The organism is Pseudomonas sp. LB3P81 (assembly GCF_054897965.1).
The window spans coordinates 3013344-3031407 of record NZ_JBUBVG010000001.1 but is presented as its reverse complement, the minus strand read 5'-3'; the positions used below and the strand labels follow the sequence as shown (position 1 = coordinate 3031407).

Genomic DNA, 18064 nt, shown 5'->3' with positions numbered 1-18064 from the left:
AAGCGTGAAAGGCCTGAAACGGGCGTTTGACACTCGCTTGCGTGGCGTTCTGCCAGCTTTTGCGGGTACTTTCGAACCAAAATGGGGTGGTATGTGGGGGCGGTGCAACCTATCGCACCAATATAGTGCACAAAGCTGAGCGAGGTTAGAAGAAGCGCAGGAAGAGGTTTTTTTCTTCTTCAGGTTTGTCTTTGAGCGGGCATTCCGGCCGCTGGCCGTAGTCGGCGAGGGTGCAGGGTTTGACCTGGCGTTTCTGCGCGAGGGAGATGCGCAGCATGTGGAAGGGTTGATTGGCCGTGCGCTCAACGGTGCGACCGTGCTCATCGAGAATTTCGACGGACAGATTGTGGCTGCCGCGGTCAATGTTGCTCAAAGCGAACACCGGGCTCGGACCGGGTTCAGCGGTGGGCTGCCCGTCCAGCAACAAACGGTAGCGATGACCCCGCTGCAGTCCGGGTTCGCTGGTGATGCTGACGATCAGTTCGCCGGCGCTGCTGCGGACCGTGGCGTCGGGCTCGGGCACCAGCACTCTGAGCATGTCGTAGTGGAACAGGGGTTTGGTTTCGGTTTTTTTCTCGGCAATCACCGGCGCTGCGCCGGTCGGGTTGGCGGACATGCGGTTACTCGTCGCCAGCGGCACGCGCTTGGCGTTGCCGGAGCCGGGCTGGTCGGTGAAGACCCGATTGCCTTGGGCGTCGATGTAGGTGAAGACTTCGGCCGACACGGGCAGCACGAACAGGCAGGTGATCAGCAGCCACAACCTCACGGCTTATGCACCCGCTGGAGGGTGAAGGTCACGGACGGACTCTGCTGGACGATGTCTTGCCCATCGATCACCTGGACCGCGAGGCTGTGGGTGCCGCGATCAATGTTGACCAGTTGCAGGATCGGCACGTTGCTCGGCTGGCCGTAAGGCTGATCGTCCAGCAACAACCTGAATAAATGCGGACCTTGCAGGCGGGGTTTGATCAGCACGTTCACGGTGAAGGTGCCGTTGTTGGCCCGCAGCGCCTCGGTGGTGGGCAAGTTGGTCAGCTCCAATACTTCGTAGGCGCTGCGCGACTGTTCGCGACGGGTGGCTTCGGCAGGTGGGGCGGGAGGTGCCTGGCGCTCGACGCTATTGAGCGGCGGCAACTCGACCGGCTGCGCCTTCACGCCGTCGGGCGGCTGATTGCTGTAGGCGGTGTTGCCGGCGGCGTCGGTGTACTTATAGATCTGCGCTGCGGCGGGCAGGGCGATCAGCAGCAACAGCAATGGAAAACCACGACCCATAAAATCGACCAGAAACGAAAGCGTTGGATTGCAGCATAGGTCAGTGGCGGCGGTTGGCCCAGGTTGTAAACATTTGGGAATGGTTTTCCGGGATCGCCTAAACGCAACAAATCCCTGTGGGAGCGGGCTTGCTCGCGAATGCGGTGTGTCAGTCAACATCATTGCTGAATGACACACCGCATTCGCGAGCAAGCCCGCTCCCACAGGGGATTTTTATCAGTCATAAAATTGCGGGCATAAAAAAGACCTCCCGAAGGAGGCCTCTTTTTGTCACGCCGCTTGCGCAGGCGCTACCGGATCAGCAGCTGTAGTACAGCTCGTATTCCAGTGGGTGTACGAAGGTGCGAACCTTGATTTCTTCTTCGCTTTTCAGAGCGATGTAAGCGTCGATGAAGTCATCGGAGAACACGCCGCCTTTGGTCAGGAACGCGCGACCTTTGTCCAGCTCTTCCAGGGCTTCTTTCAGGCTGCCGCAAACTTGTGGGATCTCTTTCGCCTCTTCAGGCGGCAGGTCGTACAGGTTTTTGTCAGCAGCGTCGCCTGGGTGGATCTTGTTCTGGATGCCGTCCAGGCCAGCCATCAACAGTGCAGCGAAGCCCAGGTACGGGTTGGCTGCCGGATCCGGGAAGCGGGCTTCGATACGGCGAGCGCGAGGGCTGGACACGTAAGGAATACGGATCGAAGCGGAACGGTTGCGAGCCGAGTAGGCCAGCATTACTGGAGCTTCGAAGCCCGGGACCAGACGCTTGTAGGAGTTGGTCGACGGGTTGGTGAAGCCGTTCAGGGCCTTACCGTGCTTGATGATGCCGCCGATGAAGTACAGAGCGGTGTCGGACAGGCCGGCATAGCCTTCGCCAGCGAAGGTGTTCTTGCCATCTTTGGCGATGGACAGGTGAACGTGCATACCCGAACCGTTGTCGCCGTACAGAGGCTTAGGCATGAAGGTCGCGGTGCGGCCGTATGCGTCGGCAACGTTGTGTACGCAGTACTTCAGGGTCTGAACTTCGTCAGCCTTGGCCACCAGGGTGTTGAACTTCACGCCGATTTCGTTCTGGCCAGCAGTTGCCACTTCGTGGTGGTGAACTTCGATGACCAGGCCCATCTCTTCCATGGCGTTGCACATGGAGGTACGGATTTCGTGGTCGTGGTCGAACGGCGGAACCGGGAAGTAGCCGCCTTTGACGCCTGGACGGTGGCCTTTGTTGCCGCCTTCCACGTCCTGGTCGGACATCCACGAACCTTGTTCGGAGAAGATTTTGAACATGGAGCCGGAGATGTCGGACTTGAACTTCACTTCGTCGAAGATGAAGAATTCTGGTTCCGGGCCAACAAATACGGTGTCACCGATACCGGTCGACTTCAGGTATTCCTCGGCACGCTTGGCGATCGCACGTGGGTCGCGATCGTAGCCTTGCATGGTCGAAGGTTCGATCACGTCGCAAACCAGGATCAGGGTCGGCTCTTCGGTGAACGGGTCGAGGACGGCAGTGCTGTCGTCCGGCATCAGGATCATGTCGGAGGCTTCGATGCCTTTCCAGCCAGCGATGGAGGAACCGTCGAACATTTTGCCTTCTTCGAAGAAAGCTTCATCCAGCGCGTCGCGAGCCGGCATGGTCACGTGGTGCTGAGTGCCTTTAGTGTCCGTGAAGCGCAGATCAATCCACTTGACGTCATGATCTTTGATGAGTTGAACCGACTTCGACATAGTGTCCTCCGGGTGGATTAGGGCTGGTAGTGGATGCCCTTAAATGTTTGTGATGCCGGCGCGAATACTCTGCCAAGGCAACCTGCCTCACAAGGGAGCAAATTGCATGCCAGTGCCCCAGCATGGGTTTTTTGCCCCAATAGCACGCTTATAAAGGCACGAAGCGCCTTTGCGTGAAAAATATCGCCCTACAATGTAGCGTTAAAATCCGTAAATGACCCGTTTTGGTGCGCTGAAAACCTTCTGCACATTAACTGGTTAAACCTTGAGCAATTTCCGCTATAATCCGCGCCCCCCTTTTTCGGCTGGTCCAGCGCGCGCTGTTTTCATGAAACTAATCGTAAAAGTCTTCCCCGAGATCACCATCAAGAGCCGCCCGGTACGGATGCGTTTCATCCGCCAGTTGGCCAAAAACATCCGCACCGTGCTCCGCGACCTGGACCCGGCCGTGGTGGTGAACGGTGTGTGGGACAATCTCGAGCTTGAAACCCGCGTCAGCGAGCCCAAAGTACTGAAGGAGATGACCGAGCGCCTGAGCTGCATGCCGGGCATCGCGCATTTCCTGCAGGTCGACGAGTACCCGTTGGGCGACTTCGATGACATCGTCGCCAAGTGCAAGCTGCACTTCGGTGATTCGCTGGCCGGGAAGATTTTTTCGGTTCGCTGCAAACGCGCCGGCAAGCATGAATTCAGTTCGATGGATGTCGAGAAATACGTCGGCAGCCAACTGCGTCGTCAGTGCGGCGCCGCCGGAATCTCGCTAAAAGAGCCGGAAATCGAAGTCCGCATCGAAATTCGCGACAAACGGTTGTTTGTGATCCACAGCCAGCACAACAGCATCGGTGGTTATCCGCTGGGTGCCTTGGAACAGACGCTTGTGCTGATGTCCGGTGGCTTCGATTCCACTGTTGCTGCTTACCAGATCATGCGCCGCGGCCTGATGAGCCATTTCTGCTTCTTCAATCTGGGCGGGCGGGCCCATGAACTGGGCGTCATGGAGGTCGCGCACTTCATCTGGAAGAAGTACGGCAGCTCCCAACGCGTGTTATTTGTCAGTGTGCCGTTCGAGGAAGTACTGGGAGAAATTCTCGGGAAAGTCGATAACAGTCATATGGGTGTAGTTTTGAAGCGTATGATGTTGCGCGCTGCTTCCCGTATTGCCGATCGGCTGGACATCGAAGCGCTGGTGACCGGCGAAGCGATTTCCCAGGTGTCGAGCCAGACATTGCCGAACCTGTCCGTGATCGACTGCGTGACCGACAAGCTGGTCTTGCGTCCGCTGATCGCCAGTCACAAGCAGGACATCATCGACCTGGCCAACGAAATCGGCACTGCCGACTTCGCCAAGCACATGCCGGAGTATTGCGGGGTCATCTCGGTGAACCCCAAGACCCATGCCAAGCGTCCGCGCGTGGAGCATGAAGAGAAAGAGTTCGACATGGCGGTCCTTGAGCGTGCGCTCGAGAACGCCAAACTGGTGCCGATCGATCGTGTGATCGACGAATTGGGCCAGGACCTGCAGATCGAAGAAGTCAGCGAAGCACTGGCGGGCCAGATCATCATCGACATCCGTCACCCGGATGCCGCTGAAGACGAGCCGCTGGAACTCGGTGGCATTGAGGTACAGACGATGCCGTTTTATGCATTGAACGCTCGTTTCAAGGAACTGGACCCTACTCGCCAGTACCTGTTGTATTGCGACAAAGGCGTGATGAGTCGCCTGCATGCCCACCATTTGCTCAGTGAGGGGCATGCCAATGTGCGCGTTTATCGACCGAGCTAAGAGCCCGGGGCTGTTTGCCTGTGGCCTGCGTCATCGGCCCCCCGACTCTGCCGTCAAGCTGTAACGGCAAGGCCTGACTCTACTGTTAATCGCTGCCAAGACTTGTCAGCACACCGAATCCTCTGATCGAGATACACAAGTGATCGAAAATCTACGCAACATCGCCATCATTGCTCACGTTGACCATGGTAAAACCACCCTGGTAGACAAACTCTTGCGTCAATCCGGCACTCTGGAGCGCAACGAGCTCAACGACGAGCGCGTGATGGACTCCAACGACCAGGAGAAAGAGCGCGGTATTACCATTCTGGCGAAAAACACCGCCATCAACTGGAACGGCTTCCACATCAACATCGTGGACACCCCGGGCCACGCCGACTTCGGCGGCGAAGTTGAACGCGTAATGTCGATGGTTGACTCCGTTCTGCTGCTGGTTGACGCTCAAGACGGCCCTATGCCGCAAACCCGTTTCGTGACCAAGAAGGCTTTCGAAGCCGGCCTGCGTCCGATCGTGGTCATCAACAAGGTTGACCGTCCAGGCGCGCGTCCGGACTGGGTTCTGGACCAGATCTTCGACCTTTTCGACAACCTGGGTGCCACCGAAGAACAGCTGGACTTCAAAGTCGTCTACGCCTCGGCCCTGAACGGTATTGCCGGTCTGGACCACACCGACATGGCTGAAGACATGACCCCGCTGTACCAGTCGATCGTCGACAACGTACCTGCGCCGAAAGTCGACCGTGACGGTCCGTTCCAGATGCAAATTTCCGCTCTGGACTACAACAGCTTCCTGGGTGTTATCGGCGTTGGCCGTATCGCTCGTGGTCGCATCAAGCCGAACACTCCGGTTGTCGCTATCGACGCCGACGGCAAGAAGCGCACCGGTCGTATCCTGAAGCTGATGGGTCACCACGGTCTGCACCGTATCGACGTTGAAGAAGCAGCTGCCGGCGACATCGTCTGCATCAGCGGCTTCGAGCAACTGTTCATCTCCGACACTCTGTGCGACCCACTGAACGTTGAAGCGATGAAGCCGTTGACCGTCGACGAGCCAACCGTTTCCATGACCTTCCAGGTAAACGACTCGCCATTCTGCGGTAAAGAAGGCAAGTTCGTGACCAGCCGTAACATCAAGGAACGTCTGGACAAAGAGCTGCTGTACAACGTTGCTCTGCGTGTTGAAGAAGGCGACTCGGCTGACAAGTTCAAAGTTTCCGGCCGTGGTGAGCTGCACCTCTCGGTACTGATCGAAACCATGCGTCGCGAAGGCTTCGAAATGGGTGTTGGTCGTCCGGAAGTGATCATCCGTATGGTTGACGGCGTGAAGCACGAACCGTACGAAAACGTGACCATCGACCTGCCGGAAGAATCCCAGGGTTCGATCATGGAACAGATGGGTATCCGTAAAGGCGACCTGACCAACATGGTTCCGGATGGCAAGGGCCGTGTACGCCTTGAGTACAACATCCCGGCCCGTGGCCTGATCGGTTTCCGTAACGAGTTCCTGACCCTGACCTCCGGTGCAGGCATCCTGACCTCGATCTTCGACCGTTACGACGCCATGAAGTCCGGCGACATGTCCGGCCGTCAGAACGGCGTGCTGGTATCGGTTGCTACCGGTAAGGCGCTGACTTACTCGCTGGAAACCCTGCAGTCCCGTGGCAAGCTGTTCATCGAACACGGCCAGGACATCTATGAAGGTCAAATCGTTGGCTTGAACAGCCGCGACAACGACCTGGGTGTTAACCCGACTAAAGGCAAGAAGCTCGACAACATGCGTGCTTCGGGTAAAGACGAAACCATCGCTCTGGTTCCGCCTGTACGTTTCACTCTGGAGCAAGCTCTGGAATTCGTACAAGAAGACGAGCTGTGTGAAGTCACTCCTAAGTCCATCCGTCTTCGCAAGAAGATCCTGGGCGAAAGCGAGCGTACCCGCGCTGCCAAGAAGTCCGGTAACTAAGTCATTTAGTTAGCTGACAAAAAAACGCCCCCGACTGCAAGGTCGGGGGCGTTTTTGTTTGTCTGGAGCAAAAATCAAAAGATCGCAGCCTTCGGCAGCTCCTACAAAAGCGCGGTATGACGCGGCCCTGTAGGAGCTGCCGAAGGCTGCGATCTTTTCGGGTTTAAAACTTCTCGAGCGTGCGGCGGGAGCTGCTGGTCTCACGCGCCACTTCTTTCGGCTTGTAAGCGCAATACCCCGGCCGCGGCCCGATTTTCGGGTGATTGCGGCAGGTGTCCGGGCGCTTTTCATAAATAGTGCACAGACGGCTCTTACGATCCAGGTACAGGCAATCGTTGTTGCTCATGCGCTGAAGGGTGAAGATCTCGGTCTTCTGGCTGTAACGCTCGACGATCCCTTCCTTCTGCAGTCGCTTGGCGATGTTCTTCGCCGGCTCGCCGCGCTCGAACTCGTCGACGATGCCGATGCGGATCAGATCCTTGATCTTGACCTCGACTGGCAGGGTGCAGCAGCTGGATACACACGAGCCGCACATCGGCGCAGTATATTTGGCCCAGGTATCGAGGCGATCGATCTCGGCGGCGGCGATCAGATTGGGTTTCATCATCGGTTGTTACCAGCGTGTGCATCAGGGCGCGCGATCATACCGGGACTGGTGGATTTTTGAACAACCTTTCGCCAGATTTTTTCTTTGCCGCCCAATTACCACCGTTAATCCGGCACGGGCCCTGCATTGATACAGACACACGACAATGTAATGCCGGCCGATCACGTATTAACAGGAAAAACTGCCGAACCAGAGCCCACGCCGTCTGTCTGACCGTCTAGGCTCAACAACTCCACGCTCGCTCGAGGTCCTATCGATGACTCAAGAACCACTTGTTCGCGAAGCAGAGGTGGCCGCATTTCGCGACGCCGTCTTGACCAAACTCACCTACGCGGTGGGCAAAGACCCGGATCACGCCTTCGACCACGACTGGTTCGAAGCCATTGCGCTGGCCGCGCGCGATCACATGGTCGAGCACTGGATGGATCACACCCGGCAGATCTACCGCAAAGGTCAGAAGCGGGTTTACTACCTCTCCCTGGAATTTCTCATCGGCCGGCTGCTCTACGACAGCCTGAGCAACCTTGGTCTGCTGGACGTCGCCCGCGAAGCGCTGACCGAACTCGGCGTCGACATTGAGCGCATCCGCCTGCTGGAGCCCGATGCGGCCCTGGGTAACGGCGGCCTCGGTCGTCTGGCGGCGTGCTTCATGGAAAGCATGTCGACCCTCGGCATCGCTGGCCACGGCTACGGCATTCGTTATGAACACGGCTTGTTCCGTCAGGCGATTGTCGATGGCTGGCAGCAGGAACAAACCGAGCACTGGCTGGATTTCGGCAACCCGTGGGAATTCGAACGGCCAGAAGTCGTTTACCCGATCGGCTTCGGCGGCAGCGTCGAAACCGTCACCGATGAAAACGGCAAGTCCAAGCAAGTCTGGTCCCCGGCGGAAACCGTGCGCGCCATTGCTTACGACACGCCGGTGGTCGGCTGGCGCGGGGCGAGCGTCAACACGCTGCGCCTGTGGCGTGCTCGCGCGATGGAAGATTTGCACCTTGAGCGCTTCAACGCCGGCGACCACCTCGGCGCGGTCGCTGAAGTGGCCCGGGCGGAAAGTATCTCTCGCGTTCTGTATCCGGCGGACAGCACCGAAGCCGGCCAGGAACTGCGTCTGCGCCAGGAATATTTCTTCGTCGCCGCGTCGCTCCAGGATTTGCTACGTCGCCATCGCAACATGCACACCTCGGTGCTGACCCTGGGCGATCACGCGGCGATTCAGCTCAACGACACTCACCCGTCGATCGCCGTGGCCGAGTTGATGCGTCAGCTGGTCGATGTCTACGACGTGGCGTGGGATGCCGCGTGGCAGGTCACCGTCGACACTCTCTCGTACACCAACCACACGCTGTTGCCGGAAGCACTGGAAACCTGGCCGGTTGGTTTGATGGAGCGGATGCTGCCGCGGCACATGCAGATCATTTACCTGATCAACGCCCAGCACATCGACTCGCTGCGCGCCAAAGGCATTCACGATTTTGACGTGCTGCGCGCGGTATCGCTGATCGAAGAGGACAACGGCCGCCGCGTGCGCATGGGCAACCTCGCATTTCTCGGCTCCCACAGCGTCAACGGCGTGTCCGGGCTGCACACGCAGCTGATGCGCAAAACCGTATTCTCCGAACTGCACAAACTCTACCCGGAGCGGATCAACAACAAGACCAACGGGATTACCTTCCGCCGCTGGTTGTATCAGGCCAACCCGGAATTGACTTCGATGCTGGTCGACGCCCTCAGTACGGACGTGTTGGACAACCCTGAAGAGCGCTTGCTGGATCTGCAACCGTTCGCCGAGAAGCCTGCGTTCCGCAAGGCCTTCGCCGAACAGCGCCTGCACAGTAAAAAAGCCCTCGCGTACATCATTCATGAGCGTCTTGGGGTCGCGGTCAACCCGGCGGCGATGTTCGACGTGCAGGTCAAACGGATCCACGAATACAAACGTCAGTTGCTCAACCTGCTGCACACCGTCGCGCTCTATCAGGCCATTCGCGCCGAACCGGAAATCGACTGGGTGCCTCGGGTGAAGATCTTCGCCGGCAAGGCAGCGGCCAGTTATCACCAGGCCAAACTGATTATCAAACTGACCAACGACATCGCTCGGGTAGTGAACAACGACCCGACCGTGCGCGGCTTGCTCAAAGTGGTGTTCCTGCCCAACTACAACGTCAGCCTGGCGGAGAGCATCATTCCGGCGGCGGATTTGTCGGAGCAGATTTCCACCGCAGGTTTTGAAGCGTCGGGCACCAGCAACATGAAATTCGGCCTCAACGGCGCGCTCACCATTGGCACCCTGGACGGCGCCAACGTGGAAATGTCCGAACGCATCGGTGTCGAGCACATGTTTATTTTCGGACTCAGCGCCCAGCAGGTTGAAGCGCGCAAGCAGAACCACGAGTTCAGCGCGGTGCCGGACATTGCCGCGTCCCATCGACTCAATGACGTGCTGCAAGCGATTCGTGGCGGGGTGTTCTCGCCGGATGATCCGTCCCGTTACGCAGGTTTGATCGATTCGCTGATCGACTATGACCGTTTTCTGGTCTGCGCCGATTTCGATTCCTACTGGGATGCGCAGATGCGCGTTGAAGCCCATTGGCACGATTCGAACGAGTGGTGGCGTTCAGCGGTGTTGAACACGTCCCGGATGGGCTGGTTCTCTTCCGACCGGACTATTCGCGAATACGCCACGGATATCTGGAAAGCGCTGGAGTAAGTCTTCTATCGGCTCGATATACTGGCGCGCCGGAAAGATCGCAGCCTTCGGCAGCTCCTACAGTCGGCGTTCACCTAACATTGGGTAAACGCGGTCGGTGTAGGAGCTGCCGAAGGCTGCGATCTTTGCTGTACGGGCTGCGCTAATCTTCCCGGATTGGCCACTGCGCTTAGGGATATCGACCATGCAATGGATGTTCATGCTGATTGGGCTGGTGCTGGGCTGGATACTCGACGAGTCGTTCAACGACGCGCTGTTGGGCGCGTTGCTCGGGTTGGGTATCGGCCAGGCCATTCGCATTGGTCGTTTGGGGTCACAGGCGGCTGAGCAGCGTGTTCTGCTGGAGCAGGCGCAAGTGGCGTTGAATGCGGTCCAGCAACGGTTGGCCTTGCTGGAGGTGTCTGGCGTCAAGGCGTCTGAAGCCAGCGAGCCGAATGCTGAAGAACCGATTGCCAGCGAGCCTGCCCCTTCTCCTGCATTCATTCTCGAAGAAATCCCTGAATCGACCCCGCAAATGGTCTGGGAGCTTCCGCCCGAACCCGAATCGATCACAGCGACGACGCAAGCCAGCCGTCCACTGCCCGACGATGTCTGGAAAGCCGAGCCAGTCGCCCGCGAGCCCGCCATCCCGCGCAGCCCGAACTTCATTGATCGCGCCATCAGCGGTGCGCGCAACTGGCTGTTCGGTGGCAACACCGTGCTGCGAGTCGGTGTGGTGCTGCTGTTCCTCGGTCTGGCGTTTTTGCTGCGTTATGCCACCGAAGGCATGGTGGTGCCGATCGAACAGCGTTATGCCGGGGTTGCGGCGGCTGCGTTGGGTTTGCTTGGACTCGGTTGGTGGCTGCGCCATCGCAACAACCACTATGCGTTGATGCTGCAAGGCACCGGGATTGCCGTGTTGTACCTGACGGTATTTGCGGCGATGCGTTTGCATCCACTGCTTGATCCGACGGCAGCGCTGGGCCTGCTGGTGGCGGTAACGGTGTTCTCGGCCATTCTGGCTATCACTCAAGACTCGCTGGCACTGGCCTGCGCTGCTGCGCTGGGCGGTTTCGCCGCGCCGATCCTGACGTCCACCGGCGCCGGCAACCACGTCGCACTGTTCAGCTACTTCGCCTTGCTCAACGCCGGAATTCTCGCCATCGCTTGGTTCAAGGCCTGGCGGCTGCTCAACCTGATCGGTTTCGTCGGCACCTTCGGTATCGGTTTCGCCTGGGGCCTGCGCTCCTACACGCCGGAACTGCTGTGGAGCACCGAACCGTTCCTTGTTCTTTTTTTCCTGATGTACCTGGCCATCGGCCTGCTGTTCGCCCGACGCAAGTTGCTGGAAATGAGCGACGCGCCCGAGGACGACAGCCGCGAGGCACTGCTGCGATGGTCGGCGCGTAAAGGTGATTACGTCGACGGCACGATGCTGTTCGGCCCGCCGCTGGTTGGCTTCGGTTTGCAGTTCGCGCTGGTCCAGCACCTGGAATTCGCTGCCGCGTTCAGCGCCCTCGCGCTGGGCATGATCTACATGGGCCTGGCGCGTCTGCTGATGGGCGGACGGGCGCTGCTGTTGGCGGAAACCTGTCTGGCACTGGGCGTGATCTTCGCCAGCCTGGCAATTCCATTGGGCCTTGATGCGCGTTGGACAGCGGCTGCGTGGGCCGTGGAAGGCGCCGGGATTTTCTGGCTCGGACTGCGTCAGCAACGACCACTGGCCCGCGCTTTCGCCTTACTGCTGCAACTCGGGTCGGCGCTGGCGTTTCTCAGCAAGCTGCGGATCGGCGAAAGTAGCCTGCTCGACGGCTCACCGCTGGGCGCGTTGATGCTCGGCGTGGCGTTGCTGTTCAGCTTCTACCAGTTGCGCAAAGCCTTGCCCGAGCAGGCGTCGGAGTGGGAGCGTAAAGGGCTGCCGGTGTTGGCGTGCCTCGGCCTGACCTTTCTCTATCTGCTGGCGCCGCTGTTCTTCTTCACCCATGGCACCGCGATCAGTTGGGCGCTGGCCGGTCTGGCGACGTTGTTTGTCGGCCTGCGCCTGCAATCGCGGACTTTCCTGTTTACCGCGTTTGCCGTGCAACTGCTCGGTGGCGCGTTGTTCCTGTTGCGGCTGCAAGGTTCGAGCGGTGAGTCCGGCGCGGTGTTCAGCGCGGGTTGGAACGGCTTGTTGAGCGCGTCCCTGATCGGTCTGGCGTTGATCGCCGGCATGTTGCTGGCGGCGCGCGATGAAATGGTGCGCAGCGACGTTCGGCTGTTGCGCGGTTTGTCGGTGGTATTGCTGGCCGGTCTGGTGCTGATCAATCTGGCGGTGCTGTTCGTGCTGCCGTGGCAAACCGCGAGCGCGGTGTGGGCGGCCAGTGGTTTGTTCATCATCTGGTTGAGCCTGTATCTGAAGCAGCGCGTGAGTTTTGTCTTCGGTCTGTTGTTGCAGGTGATTGGCGGTGCGGCGTTCCTGTTCGCCGGGCCGGATCTGCTGGGGCCGCTGGCCAGCGAAGGGTTGAAGCCGCTGGCGCACAGCGGATTCTGGACGCCGTTGGTGTTGGGACTGGCGGCGTTGGTCGGCGCCTGGCGCTTGCAGCTCGGCAATCATGCTTCGGCGTTTGATGTGCTGAGCTTGCAGCGTTTGTCCGAAATGCTGCTGGTATGGGGCGCCGGTTGGTGGGCGCTGGCGTGGATCAGTGAAGTACTGCGATTTGCACCGGTGAATGTTCAAGCGACCTTGTTGCTGGCGGTCGCGGCGGTGAGTGTGGCGTTGTGGGCCGTGTTGGCGTTGCGCCTGAAATGGCCGTCGCTGGGCATGCTCTGCACCTTGCTGATACCCGCCACGGGGGTGGTGTTGCTCGCAGCCTGGCACTCGCGTTATCACCCGGCGGCGGATTTCGGTTGGCTCGCCTGGGCGGCGGTGTTCGTCGTGCATTTCATCACGCTGCGGCGTCTGGCGCCGATGCTGCCGGCGCGGGCCCTGAGCAGCGCTCATGTACTCGGTTGCTGGCTGTTGATCGGGGTACTGGCGCTGGAGCTGCGCTATGGCTTGCTGTTGCTGTCCGAGCAATACAACGCCTGGCGCTGGTTGGGTTGGGCAATTCTGCCGAGTCTGTATCTGGTGCTGATGGCTGCACCGCGCAATTGGCCATGGCCGGTGTCGGCTTACGCGCGCGAATACCGGTTGTACGCGGCGGCGCCGCTGGCGTTGCTGATGCTCGGCTGGTTCTGGCTGGCGAACATCGTCAGCGACGGCACCGCCGAACCGTTGCCATACGTGCCACTGATCAATCCGCTGGAACTGGGCCTGCTGTTTGCGCTGTTCGGCGTCTACGTCTGGGCTCGCAGCGCGGTGACGCAACTGGCGATCCGCAAGCATTATTTTGATCACGCCACGCAACTGATCGCCGGCGTTTCGCTGTTCGCGTTCTTTACCGCGTTGGTGAACCGCACGGCTCACCATTGGGGTGGCGTACCGTTCGAGCTGGATTTGCTGCTCGCGTCGATGCAGGTGCAAGCCGGTCTGTCGATCGTCTGGACCTTGATGGCCCTGAGTCTGATGATCGGCGGCCATCTGCGGCATCGTCGCGAAGTCTGGCTGATCGGCGCGGCGTTGATCGGCGTGGTGGTCGCGAAACTGTTCTTTGTCGAATTGAGTAACCGCGGCGGGCTGGCGCGGATCGTCTCGTTTATCGGCGTGGGTGTGTTGCTGTTGGTGGTGGGCTATTTCGCCCCGTTGCCGCCCAAGCGCGCCGACGCTGCGCGCCAAGGCGGAGCCGACCCTGAAAAACCGGCCCCGCAAACCGAAGGAGTGTCGTCTTGAGTCAGAAGCTGAACCTTGTCTGGTTGGGCGCTGTTGCCATGGGGTTGGCGTTGTCGGCCAACGCGCAGGAAAAACCGGCGGATTTCGCCACGCAAGTGCCGTTGACCGTGAGTGGCGAAGGCCCGTGGTATCGCCTCGAATTGCCCTTGGCCGTGCAATTGAATGCGCGGCAAACCGACCTGAGCGACGTGCGCGTGTTCAACGCTGCGGGCGAGGTTCAGGCCTACGCGTTGGCTCGGGAAACCGCGCAAACCAGCGAAAACCGTACCCTGACCGATGTGAAGTGGTTCCCGCTGTACAACTCGGCGGATTCCACCGAGCGCGCGCCGAGTGTGCGGGTGCAATCGAGCGCCGATGGCACGCTGGTCGAGGTGCAGCCGTCGAGTCAGCTGGAGGCGGGCGAAGAAGTGCTGCGCGGCTGGTTGCTCGACGCCAGCGGCATCAAGGCGCCGTTACAGCAATTGATCCTCGACTGGACCAGCGAGCGCGACGGCTTTCAGCGTTTCAGCATTGAAGCCAGCAACGATTTGCAGCATTGGCAGTCGTGGGGTGACGGGCAAGTGGCGCGGCTGACGTTTGCCGACGAGCGGGTCGAGCAGCATGAAGTCGGCTTGCCAGGGCAATCGGCGCGTTATCTGCGTTTGTTGTGGAGCACGCCGCAATCGGCGCCGACGCTGACCTCGGCGCAACTGGAAAGCGCCAGCACGCGCAGCCTGCCGCTGCCGTTGGTCTGGTCGCAACCGTTGGCCGGCAGCAGCGTGAAGGCCGGTGAATACACCTGGCAATTGCCGATGGGGTTGAATGTCGAGCGCTTGCAGGTCGAGCTGAATCAGCCGAACAGCCTGGCGCCGGTAACCTTGTCCGGTCGTCGGGACAGCAGCCTGCCGTGGCAGACGCTGAGCAGCGGCTTGCTCTATCGCCTGATCCAGAGTGGTCAGGACGTGGTGCAGAACGAATTGCAGTTGCCAGGGCAAACCGTGCAGCAGTTGAAGCTGACGGTGGATGAGCGTGGCGGTGGCTTGGGTGCCGATGCGCCGACTGTGAAGTTTGCCGTGCGCTCGACACAACTGGTGTTCCTGGCGCGTGGCGCCGGGCCTTATACGCTGGTGTTGGGCAGTGCGACGGCGAAGGCGGCGAACCTGCCGTTGTCGACACTGATTCCGGATTACACCGCTGCGAAGTGGGCGGCGTTGGGCAGGGCGACGGTGGATAGAGGGGTGGTGGCGACACCGACGTCGACAGACGCGTCGACTGCGCAGGTTGAAACCAACTGGAAGAAGTTCGGGTTGTGGGCGGTGTTGTTGCTGAGCGTTTTGTTCCTGGCGGCGATGGCGTTCAGCTTGTTGCGTAAACCCCCGGCCAATTCTTGAGAATGGCTGGCGCTGCGCGCCATTCGCGGGCAAGCCCGCTCCCACATTCGACCGCGTACTTCTGATAAAACGCGGTCACCTGTGGGAGCGGGCTTGCTCGCGAATGCGATCTACAAGCCAGAGAAAGTCCCGAAACTGTCGCGAATACCCGATCCACATCCGGCCCGTTTCGAACTACGCTAAACCCGGCGCGTGAACTCTATTGGGTGTATCACGTCTGATAGGAGGAAATGCGCCCCGACTCGCGTTAAACTGCGCGGGTTTTTAGCCCCCCATTCCACCGGAGCCTTCCATGTCCCGCGTTACCCTGAGTCGCTATTTGATTGAGCAGACCCGTAGCAACAACACTCCTGCCGATCTGCGCTTCCTGATCGAAGTGGTGGCGCGTGCCTGCAAGGAAATCAGCCACGCCGTGTCCAAAGGCGCCCTGGGTGGTGTTCTGGGCAGCATGGGCACTGAAAACGTCCAAGGTGAAGTGCAGAAGAAACTCGACGTGATCTCCAACGAGATCCTGCTTGAAGCCAACGAATGGGGCGGTCACCTGGCCGGTATGGCGTCCGAAGAAATGGACAATGCCTACCAGATCCCGGGCAAATACCCGAAAGGTGCCTACCTGCTGGTATTCGACCCACTGGACGGTTCGTCGAACATCGATATCAACGCGCCTGTCGGTACTATCTTCTCGGTACTGCGTTGCCCGAGCGAATACCTGAGCCAGAACGAACCTTTGAACGAAAAGGCCTTCCTGCAGCCGGGCACCCAGCAGGTTGCCGCCGGTTACGCGATCTACGGTCCACAGACCATGCTGGTGCTGACCCTGGGTGATGGCGTGAAAGGCTTTACCCTTGACCGTGAAATGGGCAGCTTCGTGCTGACCCATGAAGACATCAAGATCCCGGAGTCCACTCAGGAATTCGCGATCAACATGTCCAACCAGCGTCACTGGGAAGCTCCGGTACAACGCTACGTCGGCGAACTGCTGACTGGCGAAGAAGGCCCGCTGAAAAAGAACTACAACATGCGCTGGGTTGCCGCGATGGTTGCCGACGTGCACCGCATCCTGACCCGTGGTGGCCTGTTCATGTACCCACGCGACAGCCGTGAGCCGTCCAAGCCGGGCAAACTGCGCCTGATGTACGAAGCCAACCCGATGTCGTTCCTGGTGGAACAGGCCGGCGGCGCCTCTACCGATGGCCATCAGCGCATCCTCGACATTCAGCCTGAAGGCCTGCACCAGCGTGTAGCGGTGTTCCTCGGTTCGAAAGAAGAAGTCGAACGCGTCACGGCTTACCATAAGGAATAAACCCATGACCGCGCCCTGGCAGCCGTTGCTCGAATGGTGGTTCGGAAACTCCGAATCACCGAACGAAGTAGCGGCTGAAAAGGGCACGTTATGGTTCGGCAAGCACGACAGCCAGGACCTCGAAGCGCAGACGCGTTTCGGGGACTGGGTCGAGCAGGCACTGGCCGGCGGATTGACCGAGTGGGCGCAACGCCCCGATGGTTGGCTGGCCCTGGTGCTGCTGCTCGATCAACTCCCGCGAATGATCTATCGCGACACTCCCAAATCCTTTGCAGGCGATCTCAGGGCTCAGGCACTGGTGGCGCAAGGCATTGCTGCGGATTTCGATCGGCAATTGCGGCCGATTCAGCGGGTTTTTATCTACCTGGTGTTCGAGCATTGCGAGAATCTGGCGGTGCAGAACGAAGCGGTTTCACGGTACATCGATCTGGTTGCGCAGCAGCCGGAGAGCGACCGGAAACTCTTTACCGATTATCTGAACTACGCCGAGAAGCATCAGCAGGTGATTGCGCGGTTTGGACGGTTTCCGCATCGCAATGCGATGCTGGGAAGGGAAAGTACAGCGGAGGAATTGGAGTTTCTCTCGAAGCCAGGCTCAAGGTTCTAAATCTTCATCGCGGCTGATGCCGCCTTCGTCGGAACGCCGCCCGGACCAAGCCCGCTCCCACAGTGATCTTCGGTGGACACAAATTATGTGTACGACTGAGATCCCTGTGGGAGCGGGCTTGCCCGCGAAGGGGCCCGCAAGAGCGGCTTAAATCCTGAAGCTACCGACCAAATGCTTCAACCGCGCCGCCTGCTGTTCAAGGTCAGAACACGCACGTAACGTCGCCTGCAGGTTCTCCACCCCTTCCTGGTTCAGCGTGTTGATCTCGGTGATGTCGCCGTTGATCGACTCCACCACAGCCGTTTGCTCTTCAGTCGCCGTCGCCACGGACTGGTTCATCCCGTCGATCTCGCCGATCCGCTGCGTCACGCTGCCCAGTCGCTCGCCGGCCTGGTTGGCGATGCCGACGCTGCTTTCGCTCTGACACTGGCTGTCGGTCATGGTGCTCACCGCTTCACGTGCGCCGACTTGCAGTTCTTCGATCATCTTCTGCACTTGTTGCGCCGAATCCTGGGTGCGGTGCGCCAGGTTGCGGACTTCGTCGGCCACCACGGCAAAACCGCGTCCGGCTTCACCGGCCCGGGCCGCTTCGATCGCTGCGTTCAATGCCAGCAAATTGGTCTGCTGCGAGATGCTGGTGATCACTTCCAGAATCTGCCCGATGTTCACCGTGTTGCTGTTGAGCGTCTCGATATTGCCGCAAGAATCGCTGATCTTCGCCGACAGCTGCTGCATGGCTGCGATGGTTTTATCCACCACGTGCTGACCGTCCTCGGCCAATGCACGCGCGTCGCTCGAGTGCTGCGAGGCGAGGGCGGCGTTCTGGGCGATTTCCTGGGCGGCGGCGCCCAGTTCGTTGATGGCGGCGGCCACGCTGCTGGTGCGCGAGGCTTGCTGATCCGAGTTGAACATCGACGAGTTGGACGCGGCGACGACGCGCAGTGCGACTTCGTTGACCTGGCC

General features: G+C 59.6%; 12 protein-coding genes. 7 read left to right on the top strand and 5 right to left on the bottom strand.

Annotated features, from left to right (window positions below):
- Positions 1-145 precede the first annotated feature (145 nt).
- The 3 genes from ACYZTL_RS13920 to glnA all read right to left on the bottom strand — a co-directional run bounded on the left by ACYZTL_RS13920 (position 146) and on the right by glnA (position 2977).
- Positions 146-766 carry a DUF4124 domain-containing protein gene (locus ACYZTL_RS13920; RefSeq protein ID WP_461952275.1) on the bottom strand — a complete coding sequence of 207 codons (621 nt, stop codon included), beginning with the start codon at positions 764-766 and terminating at the stop codon, positions 146-148.
- Positions 763-1272 carry a DUF4124 domain-containing protein gene (locus ACYZTL_RS13915; RefSeq protein ID WP_461952274.1) on the bottom strand — a complete coding sequence of 170 codons (510 nt, stop codon included), beginning with the start codon at positions 1270-1272 and terminating at the stop codon, positions 763-765. Before ACYZTL_RS13915 ends, ACYZTL_RS13920 begins: the two co-directional genes overlap by 4 nt.
- A 298-nt stretch (positions 1273-1570) precedes the next feature.
- Positions 1571-2977 carry a glutamate--ammonia ligase gene (gene glnA, locus ACYZTL_RS13910; protein ID WP_258619145.1) on the bottom strand — a complete coding sequence of 469 codons (1407 nt, stop codon included), beginning with the start codon at positions 2975-2977 and terminating at the stop codon, positions 1571-1573.
- 328 nt (positions 2978-3305) lie between these two features.
- Here glnA and thiI point away from each other — a divergent pair, with 328 nt between their 5' ends.
- Both thiI and typA read left to right on the top strand, forming a co-directional pair.
- Complete coding sequence (gene thiI / locus ACYZTL_RS13905; RefSeq protein ID WP_461952273.1) at positions 3306-4760, top strand: tRNA uracil 4-sulfurtransferase ThiI; 1455 nt, start codon at positions 3306-3308, stop codon at positions 4758-4760.
- A gap of 139 nt (positions 4761-4899) precedes the next feature.
- Complete coding sequence (typA, locus tag ACYZTL_RS13900) at positions 4900-6720, top strand: translational GTPase TypA (RefSeq protein ID WP_461952272.1); 1821 nt, start codon at positions 4900-4902, stop codon at positions 6718-6720.
- Between the two features lie 163 nt (positions 6721-6883).
- Here the strand turns inward: typA and ACYZTL_RS13895 are convergent, their stop codons facing one another.
- Positions 6884-7324: a YkgJ family cysteine cluster protein gene (locus ACYZTL_RS13895; protein WP_461954308.1), complete on the bottom strand. Its 441-nt coding sequence runs from the start codon at positions 7322-7324 to the stop codon at positions 6884-6886.
- Between the two features lie 259 nt (positions 7325-7583).
- On the opposite strand from ACYZTL_RS13895, the gene ACYZTL_RS13890 reads away from it, so the two are divergent.
- The 5 genes from ACYZTL_RS13890 (at position 7584) to ACYZTL_RS13870 (ending at position 17101) form a co-directional block, all read left to right on the top strand.
- On the top strand, positions 7584-10034 hold the full coding sequence (locus ACYZTL_RS13890) for a glycogen/starch/alpha-glucan phosphorylase (protein ID WP_461952271.1): 2451 nt from the start codon (positions 7584-7586) through the stop codon (positions 10032-10034).
- A gap of 184 nt (positions 10035-10218) precedes the next feature.
- Positions 10219-13821 carry a DUF2339 domain-containing protein gene (locus ACYZTL_RS13885; protein ID WP_461952270.1) on the top strand — a complete coding sequence of 1201 codons (3603 nt, stop codon included), beginning with the start codon at positions 10219-10221 and terminating at the stop codon, positions 13819-13821.
- Entirely contained in the window at positions 13818-15191 is a 1374-nt protein-coding gene (locus tag ACYZTL_RS13880) for a DUF3999 domain-containing protein (protein WP_461952269.1), read from the top strand. The genes ACYZTL_RS13885 and ACYZTL_RS13880 overlap by 4 nt, the downstream gene beginning before the upstream one ends.
- A gap of 292 nt (positions 15192-15483) precedes the next feature.
- Positions 15484-16494, top strand: coding sequence for a class 1 fructose-bisphosphatase (locus ACYZTL_RS13875; RefSeq protein WP_461952268.1), 1011 nt, complete (start codon positions 15484-15486; stop codon positions 16492-16494).
- A 4-nt stretch (positions 16495-16498) separates the two neighbouring features.
- Complete coding sequence (locus ACYZTL_RS13870; RefSeq protein ID WP_461952267.1) at positions 16499-17101, top strand: DUF924 family protein; 603 nt, start codon at positions 16499-16501, stop codon at positions 17099-17101.
- A gap of 147 nt (positions 17102-17248) precedes the next feature.
- Here the strand turns inward: ACYZTL_RS13870 and ACYZTL_RS13865 are convergent, their stop codons facing one another.
- Complete coding sequence (locus ACYZTL_RS13865; RefSeq protein ID WP_461954307.1) at positions 17249-18013, bottom strand: methyl-accepting chemotaxis protein; 765 nt, start codon at positions 18011-18013, stop codon at positions 17249-17251.
- Between the last annotated feature and the right edge of the window lie 51 nt (positions 18014-18064).